The organism is Alkalibacterium sp. f15, from assembly GCF_049389645.1.
Taxonomy (GTDB): Bacteria; Bacillota; Bacilli; order Lactobacillales; family Carnobacteriaceae_A; genus Alkalibacterium.
The window spans coordinates 951,617-972,297 of sequence record NZ_CP186540.1 but is presented as its reverse complement, the minus strand read 5'-3'; the positions used below and the strand labels follow the sequence as shown (position 1 = coordinate 972,297).

Genomic DNA, 20,681 nt, shown 5'->3' with positions numbered 1-20,681 from the left:
TGGAATGGTTTATAGACTGGAAATAGACAAAAAGGAAACTAATACCAATAACTAAACGGATCAAATCCTTGCTGATAATTTGGCCCGATTTGCCTGGATCTGATACTATTATAGATCTCTTTTCATTGTCCAGGAACCTCCATCGTCTTCATTTACTTTAATGAAGCCACTATTCTCATACAAGCGTAAGGCTTTTTTGTTATGGGGATCAACACTCAATGATAGAGCAGGATATCCGATAGAAAGAGCCAAATCAATCATTTCAGTTAACAAATCCTTTCCAATCCCTTGTCCTCGATATGGAAGCTTAATAGCCATCCCTAGTTCAGGGGTGTCCTCATTTATAAATCCATAACCCGCATTCTCTCGACTGAATAATCGTATCCATACTGCTCCTAGCGGGTTATTATCTTCACCCTTAGCAATCAACGCATGATCATGGTCATTGCCCCAATTTATTAAATATTTCGCTATAGTCGGTTCTTTCAATATATCCAGACTAACGGCTTGTTGTCCTTCGGGAACATATACAGACTGGTGCAGCATCTCCCATAAGAATGATATGTCTTCTTTCGTAGCTGGTTCGATCGAATAATCCATACTAGTCACTCCTTAAATTAAATTGAAAAAATTATTTAGAAAGACTTTCATAGCATGTCAAATAATTATTTACCACTACTTAAGTATCTGGAGTTTAGAATGAAATATGAATTAATAGCTTAACATCATTGCTAAAACATAGTATAATTAAAATAATTGTATATCCATTTCGTTTCGTATACAAATGTATTTGAGTGGGGTAGCAGCTGATATAGTATTATAAATTAACTGAAATGCTCAGAAATGGACAATATCTACAATGATTTTGAATCGATTCATTTAAAAGATGAACCGTTAATTTTTTTCTGTTATTGTTTTGTATCCTGGGATGAAACCTTAATTTAACAAGCTAATTTAATTCCTCACCATTGTGATTATTGTAGTAAGATTTGTTATAAGAAAGGTTGAAGAAAATCATGCTTAAAAAAATTGAAGAAATTAGACGGTCATTAGAACATAAATTATATCTTACTGCACTTTCTTTAGCATTAACTATTCCTGATATATGCGGTCAAATAGAATATCCTGAATATGTAAATAAAAAAGGTAATCGATTAGTTGGAATGCAATATAAATTATGGTTTGATGAATGGGTTAATCATTATTATGCAGATCCAACAGGATGGACAGAAGACTATTCAAAAGCGAAAAATCCATACTTCACTGGTCAAATGTGCTACGATTTAAGATGTTCTTATCTTCACTCTGGGAATGTTGATATACAAAAGTTTGGTGAGAAGGAAGATAAAGAGAATTTATATTCCTATCACTTCGAATTATGTACCAATGGTTGTAATAGCATAGGGACAAGGTGGGAAACGCCCCAGAGAAAATCTGGAAAGATAAAAAAGTTAAGATCAGTTAGAATAGAAGTTGGCGAGTTATGCGAGTATTTATGTATATCTGCTGAAAAATACTACGAGTACAAAGGAAAAAAAGCTTTTTTTGATAATCAAGTCAAGATTGTTGACATACAAGAGGAATTAAAAAAATAGCTAATTTAAAACAAAAACATCTTTAATAAACTTTGAGATACATATATTTAAATAAGAATTATAGTTTAATTTTGTATAAATTAGAAAGAGCTGAAATCGTTTGATTGAAAAGGAATTCTAGCTCTTTTTATGTATATCACATAAAATTTTCCGTAAGTAATTTAGGACGAATAATGATTTGGAAAAGTAAAATAAAAATGAAAACGGAATCTGGTCATAGGATTATATCTATTGACGATAATACTGTAAGAATTTTAAAGGAATGGATAAAAAGACAAGAGAAAATGGGCAAGTTTGATTTTCTATTACACCGGATATCCATTAGGAAAATTAACAATATGGAATATTGTTAAACGATATTTATAATTAGCGAAACTGTCCCTTTAATAAGCCCTAAAGAGTTAAATGTTAATCATCTATTTGTTCAAAAAAGATTAGGGTATTCCGATATTCAAATAACGATTTGAGTATACTATCACTTATATCCTTCTGCTAATATTGAGATTGCTAATCAAATAAATAGCATAATTAATACGTCTACTGAATCAAGAAACAACTTTAGTGGGAATCAATACGTTAAAACATCTACTCATTACGAATAGACTAATAGTAAAGTAAAAACATCTCTAAACTATGAGAACACTGTCTTTATAGATTTACTAATACCAGTTTATCTATGTTAAAATTAGCACTGTATTTTACATAAAGTTATAGAGAAGTAAAAACATCTTATATATAAAGGGAGACCGATATGGCTAATATAAAAGAACTCTTTCCAGAATTTTACCAATCAGATCTAAATTTAACAGATTTGGGAAATAAATCAAATAATTTAATAGTTTTAGACACCAATTATCTCTTAGATATTATTCAATTACCGACAACTGTATCAAAGAAATATATTGAAGCACTGGAAAAGGTAAAAAAAAATATCTACATACCATATCTAGTAGCTTTAGAATTTAATTTCAAGAAAAGTAGTATAAAGAAAAATAAGATAAGAAGAATAAAAACATATGGGGATAATATAAATAATTCTGTTGATGAAATAAAAAAAAGCATTGAAGCTGTAGACTTGGTTGATAGTGAAGAGCAAGAAGCTTTTACTAAAGAAATTATCGAAATGACAGATGAGTATTCAAGTGATTTGAAAAAATTATTAAATGAAAAAATAAGTTCTATGATTACTAAAGAAGAAGAATCATTATACAGCCAATTAATTGATATTATCGAAGATAGAATAGGAGTGAAATATGAACAAGAATGGATAGACGAAGTACAAAAAGAAGGTGAAAAACGGTATAAAGAAGAAATACCACCAGGATATAATGATAGCACTAAAGATGATGAAAAGGACTCAACCAGACTTTATGGAGATTTGAAATATCAGAGGAAATATGGAGACCTGTTAATTTGGAAAGATATTATTAATCATTCGAAAAGTAGTGAAAATAAAGGAAAAAAAGTGATATTTATTACTAATGATGGTCGTTCCAATAAGAAAAACGACTTATTGTATAGGGCAGATGGGTTAATTGTAGGCCCAAATATTTACTTGATGAATGAGTTGCAAAGGGAATCTGACAAGGAACTTTATATATTATCCAATTTAAGATTTGTACAACTTGTAAACAAATTAAGCGATTCAGAAATTAATGAATTAAGGACATTCTCAGAACCTAAATACAGAGTTAAAATTCCATACGAACAAATAGAAGGAGAAGTAAAGCGACTTGAGAAACTTAATTCTTCCGACGACAAATATCATTATGGAATCAATAGTGAAGGATATTTATATAAAAAAGAAAAAGGCAGTCAAGATAAAATCTATGATATGGATATTGGTACTAAAAAGGCTATTCTAAATAGTATTCACAAGAAATTACTGCGCGAACAAGAGATGAAAAATTATACCGAGAAGTTTCTGAGGAATAATTTATTAGAATCTGATGATTATGAAGAATTAGCCAAAAACAAAAACATATTGGATACAGCAAGTTATCTTGAGGAGTATTTGCTTAATAACGATTTCAGAAAAAGAGAATTAAATCATTATAAGTCTATTAAAGAAGGTAGAGATCTGGAAGATGAGATTGATTAAGTAATCCTAATCTATATGTTTTTTTCGACCTAAATCAAAGGATAGTTACCATAATAGGTACCGAACTAATAAAAAGCCTAGAATCGTCGGAATATCAACGTCTAGGCTTTAATTTTATATACTCCCACTCAACTGTGGAAGGTGGCTTGCTCGTTATGTCATACACGATACGGTTGACATGATTCACTTCATTCACAATGCGGGCGAAATCTGCGGTCATGCCGTCAACAGAGGTGATTGCTCGAACGCCGACTGTATAGTCATAAGTCCGACTGTCACCCATGACACCGACACTCTTGAAGCCAGGTAAGACCGTGAAGTATTGCCAGATGTCGCGGTCCAAGCCGGCTTTTTTGATTTCGTCACGTAAAATGGCGTCACTCTCTCTGACGATTTCCAGTTTTTCTTCTGTGATTTCTCCAATCACACGAATACCTAAACCGGGTCCCGGGAAAGGCTGGCGCCACACGAGTAATTCAGGCATATTCCTGGTGGAGGTTTTTAGTATACTGTTATATGATTGGTAAATAATCTGTAAGTTAGTATGAAAGTAAATTCAGCAATACACTTAGGGGGATGCAATCATGGCATCAATAGAGGATTTTATGAAGTTAGATATTCGTATTGGGACCGTTGTGAAGGCAGAGCCGTTTTTAGAAGCCCGACAACCGGCAATAAAATTAGAAATTGATTTTGGTGAAGTTGGGATTAAACAATCATCCGCTCAAATTACCCAAAGATATGAACCAGAGCAACTTGTGGGAAGACAGGTGATTGCAGTAGTAAATTTCCCGCCCAGACGTATAGCGGGTTTTAAATCCGAAGTTTTGGTCATCGGCGGTGTGCCAAAGGAAGGTGATGTGGTGCTCTTAAAACCAGATGAATCTATTGAAAATGGTACACCTGTGGCCTAAAAACACCCCACTTTTGTTTCTAGAAAGAGGGAAATGCCGGACTCAAAAGGAACTATAATAAAATAAACACGCTTAGCTATGAGCGTGTTTATTTTTTTGATGTCAAGAGTTTCTAGAATCGTCCAGGTTTTCAAGTTTATACACATTTACCAACTGTAGGATCAGTATGAATCCTAAGATGAAGAGGGCAGAACTGATCCATCTGGCAGTCCCGTTAAATACTTTTAAAACGGGGATCAGCATGACCATAAAGAGAAACATAAGAAGAAATCCTGGTCCGTTGGTTACTTTGACCCTATAGTCGCAATTCACGACGAGTTTATTGCTTTTACCGTTGAGCTTTCTGATCTGTAAAACTGCCTCTTCTTCTGGAATTGGCAGTTCTTTTACTTCTTTCTGCGCAAGCTTAGCTACCTGGATATCCTTGATCCATACCTTGAATTTCAGTAATGAACCAGCAGCTTCTGTATCTCTTTTAATTATGATCGCCATGATATTACCTCCCTGGATATGAATAAGGTTAACATAAGGATAATTTTTTAAAAAATGTATATAATTATTTTGCTGGTACTATTTAATTCGACTTATTTATAACTTTGGATTGTTCAATACAAAAAGCACGTATCACTTTAATTATAAAAAGTGATACGTGCTTTTTAAAATGAGTTAAGACTAAATTGCTGTATCAAGTAGGCTACTCCCACTCGACTGTGGAAGGGGGCTTGCTCGTTATGTCATACACGATACGGTTGACGTGTTTCACTTCATTGACGATGCGTACGGATATTTTCTGCAGAACGTCCCAAGGGATGCGGGCGAAATCTGCGGTCATGCCGTCAACAGAGGTGATGGCTCGAACGCCGACTGTGTAGTCATATGTCCGACTGTCACCCATGACACCGACACTCTTGAAGCCAGGTAAGACCGTGAAGTATTGCCAGATATCGCGGTCCAAGCCGGCTTTTTTGATTTCGTCACGTAAGATTTCATCACTTTCTCTGACGATTTCCAGTTTTTCTTCGGTGATTTCTCCAATCACCCGAATACCTAAGCCGGGTCCTGGGAAAGGCTGGCGCCAAACAAGTGATTCGGGCATGTCCAGTTCCAGTCCCAGTTTGCGGACTTCATCTTTAAATAAGGTGTTCAAGGGTTCGATCAGTTTAAAGGCCATGTCGTCAGGCAATCCGCCCACGTTGTGGTGGGATTTGATGGTTTCAGCCGTGGCTGTCCCACTTTCAATGACGTCAGTGTAAAGCGTTCCTTGAGCCAGGAAGTCGATACCGTCCAGTTTGGTTGCTTCATCATTGAAGACATAAATGAATTCATTCCCGATGACTTTACGTTTTTGTTCCGGATCGGATACGCCGTCCAGTTTGCTTAAGAAACGTTCTTTGGCATCGACTCGGATGATGTTCAAGCCGAATTTACCTTCCAAACTGTCCATGACCTGGTCGCCTTCGTTTTTACGGAGAAGACCGTGATCAACAAAGATACAGGTCAGCTGGTCACCGATGGCTTTATTTAATAAAACAGCTACGACACTTGAATCGACGCCGCCGGACAGGCCGAGCAATACTTTGCTATCGCCGACCAGTTCTCTGATTTTTTCAACTTCCATATCAATAAAGTTCTGCATGGTCCAGTTGCCTGTACATTCACAGACGTTAAAAGCAAAGTTACGCAAGAGTTCATTGCCGTGTTCAGTATGTCCAACTTCAGGATGGAACTGAACACCATGGAAGTTCTTGCCGGCATGTTGAATGGCACTGATGGGACAGTGTTCATTCGCTGCGGTTACTGTGAAGCCTTCTGGGAGAGCGGTCACGTAATCGCCGTGACTCATCCAGACGTTTTCAGTTTCTTCCAGTGAAGTGAAAAGGTCAGCCGTACGGTCTTTCACGCTGATCTCGGCTTTGCCGTATTCACGATTTTGACTCGGACGGACTTTACCGCCAAGCAGATACGTCATCAGCTGCATGCCGTAACAAATACCTAAAATCGGAATACCTAACTCGAAGATTTTAGGATCAACGGAGAAAGCATTCTCGTCGTACACGCTCATCGGTCCACCGGAAAAGATGATACCTTTGACGTTCATATTTTTCAGTTCTTCTGCAGTCGTCGTGTGAGGAAGCAGCTCGGAATACACGCCAAACTCTCTTATACGGCGTGTAATCAACTGATTGTACTGGCTCCCGAAATCTAAAACGACTAATTTCTCTAATGTTGTTGTATCAATTATTGAGCTCACTCGGTTCACACCTATCTCGATAGATTTATAGTCATTAACGCATGGAATAGTTTGGTGCTTCTTTGGTGATTTGAACATCATGCGGGTGAGATTCTCGTAATCCTGCTCCGCTCATTTGGATAAATTGCGTTTCTTCACGTAAGGCGTGAGTATCTTTTGCGCCGACATAGCCCATGCCAGAACGCAAACCACCGATCATTTGGAACATAACTTCTTCGAGGCTACCTTTGTATTCGATGCGGCCTTCAATGCCTTCTGGAACCAGTTTATTGGCTTCATTGACTGAGTTCTGGAAGTAACGATCGCTCGAGCCCTGTTTCATTGCGCCCAAGCTGCCCATACCACGGTACGTTTTAAAGCGTCGTCCTTGGAAAAGTTCGAATTCGCCAGGTGATTCATCGGTTCCGGCCAGTAAGCTTCCCAGCATGACGGCATGTCCGCCTGCAGCTAATGCTTTAACGATATCTCCGGAGTATTTGATGCCACCATCTGCGATAATGGGTTTGTTGAATTCTTTGGCGACGGTTGCGGCATCGTAAATGGCCGTGACTTGAGGAACACCGACACCGGCGACCACACGTGTTGTACAAATGGATCCGGGACCAATGCCTACTTTGACGACATCCACACCGGTTTCAAACAAAGCTCTTGTTCCTTCGCCGGTTGCGACGTTTCCAGCAATCAAGGCAACGTCAGGAAAAGCATCACGTAATTCTTTGACTTTACGAATGACGCCTGCACTGTGTCCGTGAGCGGTGTCGATGACGATCGCATCTACGCCAGCATCGATCAGAGCTTGAGCACGTTCGAATGAATCACTGGTGACACCGATTGCGGCACCCACGAGTAAACGACCATGGCTATCTTTGGCTGCATTCGGGAACTGCACAACTTTTTCAATATCTTTGATGGTGATCAAACCACTTAATCGGCCGTCGTTATCCACGAGCGGTAATTTTTCTATTTTATGTTTTTGAAGTATTTTTTCAGCTTCTTCCAAAGAAGTACCGACTGGAGCGGTCACCAGTTCGTCTTTGGTCATTTCTGTACTTATTTTTTGAGTATAATCGGTTAAAAAACGAAGGTCGCGGTTGGTCAGTATGCCAACGAGTACGCGGTCTTCCATTGTGTTGACCAAAGGGACGCCGCTGATACGGTAACGGGACATCAATTCTTCGGCATCGGAGATCAAATGATCGGGTGTTAAATAGAAGGGATCAATGATGACGCCATTTTCGGAACGCTTCACTTTACGTACTTCCATCGCTTGATCTTCGATAGACATATTTTTATGGATAATACCCAATCCGCCTTGACGAGCCATCGCGATAGCCATACGTGAATCTGTAACGGTATCCATGCTGGCACTCAAAACTGGAATCTTCAAGCGAACTTTATCTGTCAGTTGGATACTTAAGTCCACATCATTAGGTAGGACATGACTTTCTTGTGGCATTAATAAAACGTCGTCGAAAGTTAATCCTTTTTTAGCAAATTTTGTTTCCCATTGTGTCATGATTTAATATCCTCCTTAGAATGTAGGTGTTTCGGGCTGATAATTTTAAGGATTAGTGTATCAAAGCTAGGTCTGAGAATCAAACGGTATTTTTCTTTTTTTTTATTATGAGACGATTATAATAATAGGGCGAGGGCGATTAATTTGTTATGGTCGTATAAATGCATTCAAGTCAATATGGAAATAGAAATAATGAAATGTCTGAAATATTGACGAAAAACAAAATCTAATCAAATTTTAATGATTTTTCTGGAGTTGTTTAAACGGAATGTTCAGTTTTAATAATGAGAAGACGAATGTTCACCTCTGATAGTCGGATATATCAGCCTAAACACGAACGTTAACGGTAAGGGGAAGGTGCGAATTGGAAAACAAGGATGTTAATATAGAACTATTTAAAAGTCTTTTTTTGTCTCTCTATTTGTAGTTGGTTTATTCTTATATCGCCTGAACTTTAAAATAAATCCCTTTTGATGGACTTTGAGTCCGTCTGTCAAAGCTGAACTGTAAGTAGAGACCCTATGAGTGTGGTTGGGGTTTATTTGTATTAGCTGAACTGTAACTACGAGACTGTTAATTACAGTTTGAGTCTTTCAGTGGGAGCCGTACTGTAATTAACAGCATGCAAAAAAAATTCCATAATAAAAAGCAGTCCAAGACCTGTAGTACAGGCTGAACTGCTTTCGCTTGATACAACTTATTCACTTAATCAACATATTTATAAACGGTTTCTTTTCCAATATCATCTTTAATCTTCGAGCAGTCCTTCTTCAATTAAAAAGTCTCGTGCCACATCTTCTGCTGGACGATCTTCTTCATCCACCTGATAATTCATGTTTCTCATCTGATCATCCGTGATTCGGCCACTTAAAATAGACAAGACCTCTTCTATTTCAGGATGCTCCTCGATCAATGCAGTCATCATGAGTGGAGCCCCTTGATAAGGAGGGAAAAGTTGTTGATCATCTTCAAGCACAACCAAATCATATACTTCGATCTGGCTGTCTGTACTGTAGGCATCAATCACATTGACATCGCCTTGTTCCATGGCTGTGTAACGTAATTGAGGTTCCATAGTAATAACCTCGCCGAATGAGAAGCCATACATGTTCTGTATGCCTGGATAGCCGTCTTCCCGGTCATTGAATTCAATCGTAAAACCAGCACTGACTGAGTTGGCAACAGGAGCTAAATCAGAAATCGTTTCCAAGTTGTTTTCTTCTGCGAATTCAGCCGTCGTGGCTAAGGCATAGGTATTATTGAAATCCATGGGTTCTAAAAGGGTCATATCGTAAGTTTCTTGTAATCGATCTCGTGCATCTTCGTAGACAACTTCTCTGGAGGTCCCGGGTTCAGGGACTTCATCGAAAAAGTTTCCTAAAACGGTACCTGTAAATTCGGTATAGATATCTACTTCACCTGAGCGAAGCGCGTTGAAGACAAAGCTCGTTTCGCCAAAGTTCGGTTCAACAGTGGCTGTCAGATCAGTCTGGTCCTCAATAAGTAGTTTATAGATATTCATTAATATTTCAGGTTCTGAACCCAATTTTCCTGCTATGACTATATCGTCATCATCCTGGAATAAGAGCGGAACAACAAGGATGCTTCCCATAACCACAAAGGCAGAGCTTAATATGATCATTGTTTTTTTAAGAGATGTATGTTGTAAGTAGCTGAGCAAACGGTCGAACAAAATGGCTAACAATGCTGATGGAACAGCACCTAAAATAATCAAATAATTATTTCCGCGATTGATTCCCAGCAAAATCAAACTACCTAAACCACCGGCTCCGATCAAAGCTGCAACGGTTGCAGTACCGATAATCAAAACAGTAGCGGTACGAATACCGGCCATGATGACAGGCAAGGCAAGCGGAAGTTGAACTTTTGTTAATTTTCTAAACCTGTCCATACCCATCGCATCGGCAGCTTCATTTAATGAAGGGTCAATGCCTGTTAGGCCTGTGTACGTATTTCTTAAAATAGGCAGTAATGCATAGATGAATAAAGCAATGATTGCAGGAACGAATCCAATACCAACAATAGGTATAAGGAGACCGAGCACGGCTAAGGATGGAATGGTTTGGAAAATGGCGGTTACTTGGATAATGGGTTCCGCTATTTTTTTGCGTTCCATTAAGAAAATACCTAACGGGACGGCTATGAGTACAGCGATAACGAGAGAAATAAAGGATAACTGCATATGTTCAATAAGCGCTGTCCATACATCTTGCTGGCGCTGCTGGAATGTTTCTATAAGTCCGCTCATGATTTATCCTCCTGCTCTTTAGCGTCTATATCATCTGCAAAGTAATGTATCAGATGCTCTCTGGATATATATAAAGGCTCTTTATCAGTAATCACTTTCAGTGTGTTTATGCGAGATAATGCAAGGATTAAATCATCGAGTGAATCGCTCATGTTGAGGGATTCTTCAAAAAGCGATTCATCTTTAGAATAGAAGCCTTTGTCAACCAACGTCTGAACCGTTTTTTCGCCATTATAATAGGGCAAGCCTGTGCGAAGAAATTCTTTTACAAAGTCATTGGCCGGGTTTTTCAGAATCTCGTTGGCCGTTCCTACTTGTTCTATTTGCCCCTGGTTCATCACACAAATACGATCGCCTAACTGAATGGCTTCCTGCATATCATGGGTGACGAAAACCACTGTTTTTTTGAATTTTCGTTGTAATTTCAAGACGTCTTGTTGAAGGCTGTTGCGGGTTATAGGATCCAACGCGCTGAAAGGTTCGTCCATTAAAATAATATCTGGATCTGCCGCGAGCGCCCGAACGACACCGATACGCTGCTGCTCTCCCCCTGATAATTCCGTTACTTTTCGTTTGCGGTATGTATCCGGGTCTAAATTAACGCTAGTTAGTAATTCTGTAACACGATTAGTCATGTCTTCTTTAGACCACTTCTTCATCTCCGGAACAATCGTGATGTTTTCTTCCACCGTCATATTCGGGAAAAGAGCAATTTGTTGCAGGACATAGCCAATATTCCAGCGTAATTCTTGAATATTGTACTCGCTGATTTTTTTACCTTCTATAAACAAAGTGCCATCTGATAAAGTAATCAACTTGTTGATCATCTTCAACGTGGTTGTTTTTCCACATCCACTAGGTCCAATCAACACAAAAAATTCGCCTTTTTTGATTTCTAAGTTGAAATCAGAAACTACTGCTGTATCATCATAACGTTTGGTTACATTCTCAAAGCGTATCATTGCAGACCCTCCTCATTTTTTTATTCGTTAAGTATAACAAACTATATGTATATTTCTATAATAATACACTCAGGAATTATTGCAGAGTTAATTTAGAAAGGGTATACTCGCTTGTAAGCAAAGGGGGAAACAATCTATGGTTGAAGTGCGATCGATTGAAGAAAAAGATAATCAAGCCGTGGGAGAAATAGTACAAGCTTCTTTAAAAAGTCGAGGATTGAATTTACCGGGGACAGCTTATTTTGATCCGTATTTATTTTCTTTGTATGACTACTATCAAAAACCTAAGCATGCATACTGGGTATTGGAAAAAGACGGACGAGTGATCGGTGGGTGTGGGATCGGTCCTTTTGGAGAAAGTGAAACAGTTGGGGAGCTGCAGAAACTCTACATTAGCGATGAAGAACAAGGAAGCGGCTACGCTCATTTATTGATGAAAAAAGCCCTCAGTTTTGCGGAGGAGCATTATGGATCCTGTTACATCGACACCTTTGCCTCTTTGAAAGAAGCGAACAAACTTTACGAAAAGTATGGTTTTGAAAAGCTGGATGCCCCGATCAAGGGCTCCGAACATAACGCCTGCGACACTTGGTTTTATAAAGAATTTCAGTAGGTATTTGGCATCACTCAAACACAAGACTTGCTGAGTTAACCAGAGAGCTCTTAAAAGTGCAGAACATACTCGTCTAAAGACGAGTATGACCACTTTAAATATCACTTAATGTGAGAGGAGGGGAAATATGAGACCCCTATTTTATATATTACCGTTACTTAGTTTCATTTTTGCGATTTCGATTATTGTTCTATTAGTGTATGCTTTGATATCTTTAGTGAAATCAAGCCAGTCACAGGCTGCCTCCTTAAAAGAAATAGAGATGAGCTTAAAAAGAATAGCTGACTCGGATAAATAAGCGACGTACCTAAAAAAGAGAAACCAGACAAGATTCTCTTGAAATCACTTGATTAACCTAGACCAAACTTTTATAATATACATAGACAACTTTCTATATATAAAAACACAATGACAAAAGGAGAAAATCAGATGATCAAATTAGAAATATTTGAACCGGCATTATGCTGCAGTACGGGGGTTTGCGGTCCATCCGCGAATGACGACTTGATGATGATCACTTCATTAGTGACTACAGTGAACACAATAGACGGCTATGAAGCAGTGAGATACAACTTGTCCGGCGATCCACAAGCGTTCGTAAATAATAAGAACGTAACGGCCATCCTTCAAGAAAAGCAGGCTGAAGCATTGCCTATCACACTGGTCAATGGAGAAGTGAAGAAGACAGGCGAATATCCTACCTTAGAAGAAATTTCGGACTATATGGAAGTGAAATTTGTCATGGCGGGAGCTTCAGACAAAGAATGCTGTGGAGGAACAAATGAAGACTGTTGCGGCGGATCCAACGAAGGTTGCTGTGGCGGTTCGGATTCAGGGTGCTGCTAATTAGAAAGGACGTATAGTAAATGGAAACATATTTACCAAACGCAGATAAATTAACCAAGTATTTATTCTTTACAGGAAAAGGCGGCGTCGGTAAAACGTCTATCGCTTGTGCTACGGCAGTCTCTTTGGCAGATAGCGGAAAAAAAGTCATGCTGGTGAGTACTGATCCAGCAAGCAATCTTCAAGATGTCTTTGATATAGAATTGACCAATAAATCAACACCGATCGAAGAGGTTCCTGGACTATATGTAGCCAATTTTGATCCGGTCACCGCAGCAAATGAGTACAAAGAATCGGTTGTGGGACCATATAGAGGAGTGCTTCCCGAATCGGCGATAGCGAATATGGAAGAACAATTGATGGGGTCGTGTACCGTTGAAATTGCTTCTTTCAATGAGTTCGCAGGTTTCTTGACCGATAAAGAGGTTTCTGAAAATTATGACTTTATCCTTTTTGATACTGCACCTACTGGCCATACCTTACGCATGCTGCAATTGCCTTCTGCCTGGAACGACTTTTTAGACGAAAATACCACAGGTGTTTCCTGTATGGGCCAGCTGTCCGGACTTGGCGAAAAAAAACAAAGCTACGAACAGGCGATTGAAACGTTGGGAGACAGCACAAAAACAACGCTCATGTTAGTCACGCGTCCTCAAGAAGGTCCACTGCTTGAAGCCGGTCGTGCATCGGAAGAACTGAACATACTAGGTGTAAAAAATCAGAAGCTTATCGTAAATGGGATATTAAACTATCCCACAGATTCGGTTTCTCAAAAGTTAGTTGACGAGCAGCAGAAAGCCTTGCATCAAATGCCGGAAAACTTGAAAAAATTTCCAACTTGGAGCCTTCCTTTACGTCCATACGATGTTACTGGAATTGAGAAATTGCGTAAGCTTTTGGACGAAGACCAAGAAGCTCCTAATCTTTCGACAGTGGAAAAAACAGAGTTTCCGCGTTTAAATAAAGTGGTCGACGAGCTGGTCAGCTCCAACAAACGTGTCGTATTCACGATGGGAAAAGGTGGCGTTGGTAAAACTACGATTGCAGCAACGTTAGCGCTGGGCTTAGCTTCCAAAGGGAAAAAAGTACATTTGGCTACGACGGATCCTGCTGCACATCTGGAACACATTTTTGAGGAATCCAGTCAGATCAAAATGAGTCGAATCGATGAAAAGAAAGAACTGGCAGACTATCAAGAAGAGGTTCTTACAAACGCGCGCAAAACGATGTCAGGTGACGACCTGGCCTATGTTGAAGAAGATTTGCGCTCTCCTTGTACCCAGGAAATAGCCGTGTTCAGGAGATTCGCAGAAATCGTGATGGATGATGACTGTGATGTGGTCGTGATCGATACGGCACCAACAGGACATACGCTCTTGTTACTCGAATCCTCTCAGAGTTATGCGAAAGAGGTAGAGCGTTCATCGGGCGAAGTGCCTGAATCGATACGTAGATTATTGCCGATGCTCCAAGACAGAGAACAGACAGAAGTGATCATGGTGACATTACCGGAAAATACACCTGTTTATGAATCTCTAAGGTTGCAGGACGATCTGGACCGTGCCGGCATCGCTCATACATGGTGGGTCGTCAACCAGAGCATGCTCTCCAGCGGGACAACAAATGAAATCCTGCTTGCCCGTGCCCAAAGTGAAAAAGGTTGGATCGATAAAGTGGCAGAAGTATCCAACAATCATTTTGCTGTAGTGGAATGGCGTTCAGAGGAATTAAAAGGCAAAGCACTGACGACTATATTGAATTAGTAAGAGTCTTGATAAAAATGATAGTAGAAAAGAGTTTATCTAAAAATACACTCAATCAAATAGGCGTATCAGATACTCAGTCGTATAGAACTGTTTATTTTGATGCGCCTAATTTATTATATCTAAGTAAATATTAAAGTGACGCTGAATAGGAGTATAAATTGAATTAAAATGATAAAACGGCTTTTTTTATTGCTTTTCTATGATAAAATAATAAAACGGACAAAAAAATATATACATAGAAAGACGAAAAAATGATAAGGTGAGTAGTAAGTGAAACCTTCAAGTATATATGTCGAATCATAAGAAACAAACGATCAGTGATGATTCGAGAAATGAGAATCATTATACGGAATAAGTGGTAGTAACGCCGCTTCAACTTCAAGACACGAAGCGTGTGTCGTTAATAGCCGGTCCCTATGACGTGGGCGAACGTTTGGAGCATTAGAAAAGAATACGAACAGAACCTGTGATTATTTAACAACAGACCGGATCGGCCGTTATGGAACTCAAAGCAGATGATAAACGCTATTTGCCTATGGTTGAACGTCTCGATTCAGAAAAACACTAAGGAGAAAAAAGATGTACTCATTTTGGATGAAAGCAGAACGGTTTTACACCTTTACAATGCCTTTAATCATAATTATTTTGCTCTTTCTCATTATTGCTTACGTTTTTGTTTATTCATATGCAGATCCAAACAAGCCTCTCCGCAAATATGTGACGAGGGGATACCTGGGACTCATTCTGATCAGCATCCTCTATTTTGTTTGGGGGCAATCTACTTACAATCACTGGGTAGAACAAAATGAATATATCACGCCGGGGATCCGGTCGCATTCGTCGATTCTGGGGATTAAGACTTCTGAGGACCCAGCAATCGTCAGAGCGTATAGACGCTCCAATTCGCTGAAGGTTAATTTATTGGAACTGGATATGTATGAGGCTGAAAAAGTAAGCATCCCATTTTCATATACTTACGCCGGTTCACAAGAAGCGAATCACTACTTCACATACGGTGACGAGGATCAGTTCGTGTTCAAAATGCAGGGCGAAATAAACTGGACAGAAGATGAACGAGAATTAGTCGGCTTTGAGTTTCGTTTAACCGACAAACGGTTTGAAGAACTCGGTTTTTATAATGAACCAGACACTATCTTTGATTCACTGTCACTGCCGGAGTCTGAACAAAGAGAGTTGTCGGATTTAGATATTTACGATGCCGTTCCGATTACTGAAATGATCAGTGGATGGAATTTTGGGAGACAGTTTTATTAAACAGTTATCAGAAGTAATTAATGTGATTTAACATTGTGTTTTAATTGGAAGCCTTGTAAAATAGGAGGATAGCTTATTTTAAAGGAGATTATTATGAATATAGAAGTATTTACACAATTCCGCTTAGTCTTTGGACTTATTCTTGCTTTTCTAAGTTTGTTTTTCATTTTATCTGTTCTACCAAAAGGACACGATGCCATGGTGACTTTCTTCTCAGTCATAGCCGTATCCGTCACACACGCACTTATTGCGGTAGCCTTAATTGTTACTGAAAATATGTTCCTGGATGATTTTTCTATGGAAGGTGATTCCATCACCTTTTTCATGTTTGTGGCTATTTTGGCTCTGGCAGTGATTAATCCGATTGTATATAAAATGAGAAACAAACCAAAACGAAGAGGATCTTACTCATTTAGATAGCAAGCAGTATCAGCTTGAAAGGAGCTTGACTCATGTGTTTTTTCACATGAGTCAAGCTCCTTTTTTGTGTAGGCTTTGATAACTATTAAATGTATATATAAGGTTGCGTTTGTCAACTGAAAAAGGTAGGGCGTTATAATGCATAATTAAGCTTTTCAGTGCTAACTCAGTGATTTTATATGCCGAGTTAGCGTTTAATGATTTTTAAGTGCCCACCGAACCATTGATGTTTCACGAGTGAGCAGTAATGCGAGCAACTAGTGCCAGCTCACTAACAGGGCGATTATCAAGCGGGCACTAATCGACCTGTTAGTGACCAGTCAAGAAGCCAAAACGTTTGGGTGGGAAGTATCGCCCCCGTGTAGTGTCCACCCGCTGAGCACCTTACCTTGAGCGGATACTAAGGGGTGCTTCTAGTACCCACCCGTCGTCCGGTGACTTGCCAGTGGGTACTACAAGTCGTCCAAAGTGCCCACTCCGTCGCATTGATCGGTTGAAGGGTCACTTAATATTTGTCAGGTGCCCACTCGGACCAGAATAGCCGGTCGGTGGGGACTTATCTCTCAAGATCTTAATGGCATAAAGAAAAGCCTTAGACATTTGCGTCTAAGGCTTCATTTAAATCTGTTTTAGTTGTTATCGTTAGTGAGAAACTAAGACTAATCTTTAGACTTGCCACCGAAGAAATATAAACCGCCAGTAACAGACATCAAGACAACGACGACGCTGCTCAATACAACGGGTAATCCAGATGATTCTTCTTCAGAAAATTCAATTTCAGTTTCTTCTACGACATCTGGTTCAGATTCTTCTACTTCTTTCTCTTCAGTTTCTTGAACTTCTTCTTCTGCAACTTTTTCTTCTTTGGCAGTCGCAATGGCCGTTTCCAATTCCTCTGGATTAAACACAGCTAGTGTCCCTACTTCAGAAGTTACGCCAACGACGCCACCTTTTGTATAGGCATCTCCTAAAAGTTCCCAAGATTCGGTGCTTTCATTCCACCGGTATAGTGCGTCCTGGTTATATTCGACTTCAGGCGTGAAGAAGCGGTATGTCATTTCAGAAGGGAAGGTGGTTAGACGTTCGCCTTCTTGTTCAATACCAAAGGATAGAATTTTTCCTTTAGTTATCGCTTTAGCTTTCAGCTCTTGAGCAGTCGACTCAAAGGTAATCAAAGCATTACCTTCAGATAAATTGTCGATGGGGATAACCCATTCCAAATCGACTCGAGCAATTAAGAGCTTGACGTTTTTATCTTTCAAAATTTTGACTTGTTCGCGAGATAAACTGATACGTTCAATGTGACCGAGTGATGAATCGAAAGATATTGCCAGCACCCCATTGTTAGGAACAGCTTCAATATCTTCTTGAGCTACTGTGGCCACACCATTTGTTTCGGAAGGGCGAATCCATATCGTACTGTGTTGTGCGGGATCGTCATTTTCTTCTATCTCGTTTTCATTATTAGAATAAAAGTCTTCTTCTTCAGAAGTTGTTTCCTCGTCATTGTTATCAACGGTTTCGTTGCTGTTTTCGGAAGAACTATCGTCATCTTCAGTTTCGTTCTGCGTTTCATTTGATTGTTCAGGATCCGTTTCGCTGTCTGTCGTTTCTTCAGAATCAGTTTCGGTGTTCTCGGACTCTGAATCGGTATCTTCTGAGGTTTCATCATCATCGCTGACGCTATCCGTTTCTTCTTCAGTCTCTTCTGGGTCTTCAACAGTATCGTCTTCAGGTTCCGGTTCTTCTGGTTGCTTTTCTCCAAATTGAACCAGTCCGTGGCCATATAAGACGTCATGGCCAGGGTCGCCCAAATCTAGCGCTTGTTCGATCAGACGCTGACGAATAGCATCAGGGCTTTCTGAAGGGTGTTTCTCCATCAGAAGTGCCGCAATACCTGCGACATGAGGAGCTGCTTGAGATGTCCCTGACATTGTCGAATAAGCGCCGTCGGGACTTAAGCTGAGTATGTTTTGTCCGGGTGCGGCCAATTCATTTTCGGGGCCAACCATGGAATCACTGACACGTGCTTGTCTTTGATTCACTCCGGATACTGCAATCACTTCATCGTGTACAGCTGGATAATCAATTGTACCGTTATTGTCGGTTATGTTACCACTTGCAGCGAAAATAAGAATACCTTGAGCGTATGCCTCTTGAATCGTATCGTATACCTCTTGGTTATGATCTGGATAGCCAGAACTGATAACGATAATATCACTATCATTTTGAATGGCCCAATTGAGACCGGTAAGCAAATTTCCTACTCGTGTTTTATCGCCTTTTGATTCGTGATAAATTTTAACTCCGTAGATATCTGCATCAGGCGCTATTCCTTGTGCGCGCGTACCTTGTTTGGCACCTAAGATACCTGCAACATGGGTTCCGTGTCCAGAATGATCATTGGTCCATACATCTGGACCTAATTCATCATCTTCGCCAAATATGCTATGTCCACCTGCGTATGTAATGTCAGGATGCTGGTAAAAACCTGTATCCAAAATAGCGATATCAACATCTTTACCCGTATAACCTTCCTCCCAGGCATCAAAAGTGCCGATCATCGTTTGATTCCAGTCATCACTGGATACTTCGTAAGGTGACTGCGACGTTGTGACTTCTTGATCATAGGTTATGCGTCGGATGTTTTTTTCTAAACTTAATTCTCTTATGGCCGAAGCGGGAACAGACATGGTTTGAATGGGCAAAATATCCATTGTTTGTACATTTTTAAAGCGTGGGTCCAAGGACTCTTCTTCAGGAACGCTTTCTTTGTAGCGAATGATGATATCGATATATTCGTCGCCGTATTCGCTGTCTTGAGCAATGACTTGACCAACAGGTAAGACGATAGATAAAAGGAAGACAAGAACGATTCCTACTACCCCTCTTTTTATTTGCTTCTTATTCAAACAATCCTTCTCCTTTGTCTTTCTTCTGGTGACGTGTTTTGCACTTTAATTTGATTTTAATTCATTAATTTTGTATATATATTTAGCTACATTAACAACATATTATCACATGATGGATGGACTATTGGTGTCAGAAGCATCATAAAATATAAATAATTGACGAGAATGTCACATTTCGTTAAAAAATAAGAGTTATTTAATAAAAAATGGTAGAATAAGAGAGTTAGTTTTATAGAAGGAAGTGCAAAGAGCAATGTTTAGCCGAGAACACCTATTAAATGAATTACAAGAAGAGTTTCCGTTAGTGAAAGACTGGCTGCTTTATATAAGAGATAACAGTGAGGACACACAGTGGGTCCAGCAATTAATAGAAGACTCACCTAAGACGTTTGAACAGTGTGTGCTTTATTTGTCAGAAGGAATACGCTTACTCCCCACGCGACCAGTCAGACTTTCAGTATTCAGTCAAATCATAACCTTGGATGCGAATGCTTTTCTTCCGACTACTTCTTTAGGTAAATTATGGCTGCATGTTTTAGCCGAAACGAAACGTGTACACAACAATCAACCAATCGAACTTCCGAAAACGAGAAAAGAAATCAATACATTACTCAAGGATCATCATTTGCATAGGGAAGATATTACGGATTCGGTCACAGTCGTGAATTTATTCGCGGAGATTTCTTCTGGGTATCATCCTATGTGGGAAGCGGCGGTACACAGTCAAAGTGTTATGACCGTTCCACTGAGAGAGTGCGTGAAATTAAGCGCCGTATATCCCGCTCACGAGCAACCGATCGTTTGGGTCGTGGATAATGCAGAAGTTTTCAGTCGCATTGTCGACCGTGTTCCGGCGTTGCCGATGATATGTACGCAGGAAGAGTGGTCTTGTTCAGCAGGAGAAATCTTTGACCGACTGATAGCCAATGGGGCGGAGTTACGTTTCGTTGGAGATTTAACGCCAAAAGGGATCGTCCGGGCGGAGGAATTACTGCTTCGCTATCCTGATAGAACCCGCACCTGGCAAATGGATGTCGAGACATATTTAAAAGCCAAAGATGACACCACCGATTTAACGGAAGAAGACTATGCGTTACTCGATAAACATCATGTCGATTATTTAGCCTGTTTAAAGGATGAAGTGAGAGATCAGGGGCATCCTGGATACCTCATCACTGTGGTCGATGAACTGATAAAACAATTGAATCATTACTACCGTAAATAAGATAACGGAAGGACGA

17 protein-coding genes and 1 pseudogene are annotated in these 20,681 nt (G+C 39.6%); 10 read left to right on the top strand and 8 right to left on the bottom strand.

All coding sequences use genetic code 11. From position 1 onward, the window contains the following. Positions 1 to 108: 108 nt before the first annotated feature. The gene (locus ACO1PF_RS04755; protein WP_423190188.1) at positions 109 to 600 is read right to left on the bottom strand and encodes a GNAT family N-acetyltransferase; all 492 of its coding nucleotides are present in this window, start codon (positions 598 to 600) and stop codon (positions 109 to 111) included. A 416-nt stretch (positions 601 to 1,016) separates the two neighbouring features. On the opposite strand from ACO1PF_RS04755, the gene ACO1PF_RS04750 reads away from it, so the two are divergent. Together ACO1PF_RS04750 and ACO1PF_RS04745 are read left to right on the top strand one after the other, a co-directional pair. Then, a complete protein-coding gene (locus tag ACO1PF_RS04750) occupies positions 1,017 to 1,595 on the top strand; it encodes a hypothetical protein (protein WP_423190187.1) in 579 nt (192 codons plus the stop codon). A gap of 751 nt (positions 1,596 to 2,346) precedes the next feature. Continuing rightward, positions 2,347 to 3,696 (top strand): PIN-like domain-containing protein, encoded by a 1,350-nt coding sequence (locus ACO1PF_RS04745; RefSeq protein WP_423190186.1) that lies wholly within the window; start codon positions 2,347 to 2,349, stop codon positions 3,694 to 3,696. 94 nt (positions 3,697 to 3,790) lie between these two features. Here the strand turns inward: ACO1PF_RS04745 and ACO1PF_RS04740 are convergent. Continuing rightward, positions 3,791 to 4,171 (bottom strand): annotated as a pseudogene (locus ACO1PF_RS04740) (glutamine-hydrolyzing GMP synthase); the annotation flags it as partial. A gap of 109 nt (positions 4,172 to 4,280) precedes the next feature. Between ACO1PF_RS04740 and csaA the strand changes: the two are divergent. Then, positions 4,281 to 4,610, top strand: coding sequence for a chaperone CsaA (gene csaA, locus ACO1PF_RS04735; protein ID WP_423190185.1), 330 nt, complete (start codon positions 4,281 to 4,283; stop codon positions 4,608 to 4,610). Between the two features lie 102 nt (positions 4,611 to 4,712). Here csaA and ACO1PF_RS04730 read toward each other — a convergent pair whose 3' ends face one another. The 5 genes from ACO1PF_RS04730 to ACO1PF_RS04710 all read right to left on the bottom strand — a co-directional run bounded on the left by ACO1PF_RS04730 (position 4,713) and on the right by ACO1PF_RS04710 (position 11,608). Further along, on the bottom strand, positions 4,713 to 5,102 hold the full coding sequence (locus ACO1PF_RS04730; RefSeq protein WP_423190184.1) for a hypothetical protein: 390 nt from the start codon (positions 5,100 to 5,102) through the stop codon (positions 4,713 to 4,715). Between the two features lie 202 nt (positions 5,103 to 5,304). Beyond that, on the bottom strand, positions 5,305 to 6,861 hold the full coding sequence (gene guaA, locus ACO1PF_RS04725) for a glutamine-hydrolyzing GMP synthase (RefSeq protein WP_423190183.1): 1,557 nt from the start codon (positions 6,859 to 6,861) through the stop codon (positions 5,305 to 5,307). Positions 6,862 to 6,895: 34 nt separating this feature from the next. Then, on the bottom strand, positions 6,896 to 8,377 hold the full coding sequence (guaB, locus tag ACO1PF_RS04720; RefSeq protein WP_423190182.1) for an IMP dehydrogenase: 1,482 nt from the start codon (positions 8,375 to 8,377) through the stop codon (positions 6,896 to 6,898). 748 nt (positions 8,378 to 9,125) lie between these two features. After that, the gene (locus ACO1PF_RS04715; protein WP_423190181.1) at positions 9,126 to 10,646 is read right to left on the bottom strand and encodes an ABC transporter permease/substrate-binding protein; all 1,521 of its coding nucleotides are present in this window, start codon (positions 10,644 to 10,646) and stop codon (positions 9,126 to 9,128) included. Continuing rightward, complete coding sequence (locus tag ACO1PF_RS04710) at positions 10,643 to 11,608, bottom strand: ABC transporter ATP-binding protein (protein WP_423190180.1); 966 nt, start codon at positions 11,606 to 11,608, stop codon at positions 10,643 to 10,645. Before ACO1PF_RS04710 ends, ACO1PF_RS04715 begins: the two co-directional genes overlap by 4 nt. Positions 11,609 to 11,744: 136 nt before the next feature. On the opposite strand from ACO1PF_RS04710, the gene ACO1PF_RS04705 reads away from it, so the two are divergent. The 6 genes from ACO1PF_RS04705 to ACO1PF_RS04680 all read left to right on the top strand — a co-directional run bounded on the left by ACO1PF_RS04705 (position 11,745) and on the right by ACO1PF_RS04680 (position 16,528). Then, positions 11,745 to 12,221 (top strand): GNAT family N-acetyltransferase, encoded by a 477-nt coding sequence (locus tag ACO1PF_RS04705; RefSeq protein ID WP_423190179.1) that lies wholly within the window; start codon positions 11,745 to 11,747, stop codon positions 12,219 to 12,221. A gap of 127 nt (positions 12,222 to 12,348) precedes the next feature. Further along, positions 12,349 to 12,519, top strand: a complete 171-nt coding sequence (locus ACO1PF_RS04700; RefSeq protein ID WP_423190178.1) for a hypothetical protein — start codon at positions 12,349 to 12,351, stop codon at positions 12,517 to 12,519. 131 nt (positions 12,520 to 12,650) lie between these two features. Beyond that, positions 12,651 to 13,067, top strand: a complete 417-nt coding sequence (gene arsD / locus ACO1PF_RS04695) for an arsenite efflux transporter metallochaperone ArsD (RefSeq protein ID WP_423190177.1) — start codon at positions 12,651 to 12,653, stop codon at positions 13,065 to 13,067. A gap of 20 nt (positions 13,068 to 13,087) precedes the next feature. After that, on the top strand, positions 13,088 to 14,830 hold the full coding sequence (arsA, locus tag ACO1PF_RS04690; RefSeq protein ID WP_423190176.1) for an arsenical pump-driving ATPase: 1,743 nt from the start codon (positions 13,088 to 13,090) through the stop codon (positions 14,828 to 14,830). 582 nt (positions 14,831 to 15,412) lie between these two features. Further along, positions 15,413 to 16,108 carry a hypothetical protein gene (locus ACO1PF_RS04685; RefSeq protein ID WP_423190175.1) on the top strand — a complete coding sequence of 232 codons (696 nt, stop codon included), beginning with the start codon at positions 15,413 to 15,415 and terminating at the stop codon, positions 16,106 to 16,108. A gap of 93 nt (positions 16,109 to 16,201) precedes the next feature. Then, entirely contained in the window at positions 16,202 to 16,528 is a 327-nt protein-coding gene (locus ACO1PF_RS04680) for a hypothetical protein (RefSeq protein WP_423190174.1), read from the top strand. 659 nt (positions 16,529 to 17,187) lie between these two features. Here the strand turns inward: ACO1PF_RS04680 and ACO1PF_RS04675 are convergent. Further along, positions 17,188 to 19,440: a S8 family peptidase gene (locus tag ACO1PF_RS04675; protein ID WP_423190173.1), complete on the bottom strand. Its 2,253-nt coding sequence runs from the start codon at positions 19,438 to 19,440 to the stop codon at positions 17,188 to 17,190. A gap of 253 nt (positions 19,441 to 19,693) precedes the next feature. On the opposite strand from ACO1PF_RS04675, the gene ACO1PF_RS04670 reads away from it, so the two are divergent. Then, on the top strand, positions 19,694 to 20,665 hold the full coding sequence (locus tag ACO1PF_RS04670; RefSeq protein WP_423190172.1) for a DUF2399 domain-containing protein: 972 nt from the start codon (positions 19,694 to 19,696) through the stop codon (positions 20,663 to 20,665). Positions 20,666 to 20,681 lie beyond the last annotated feature (16 nt).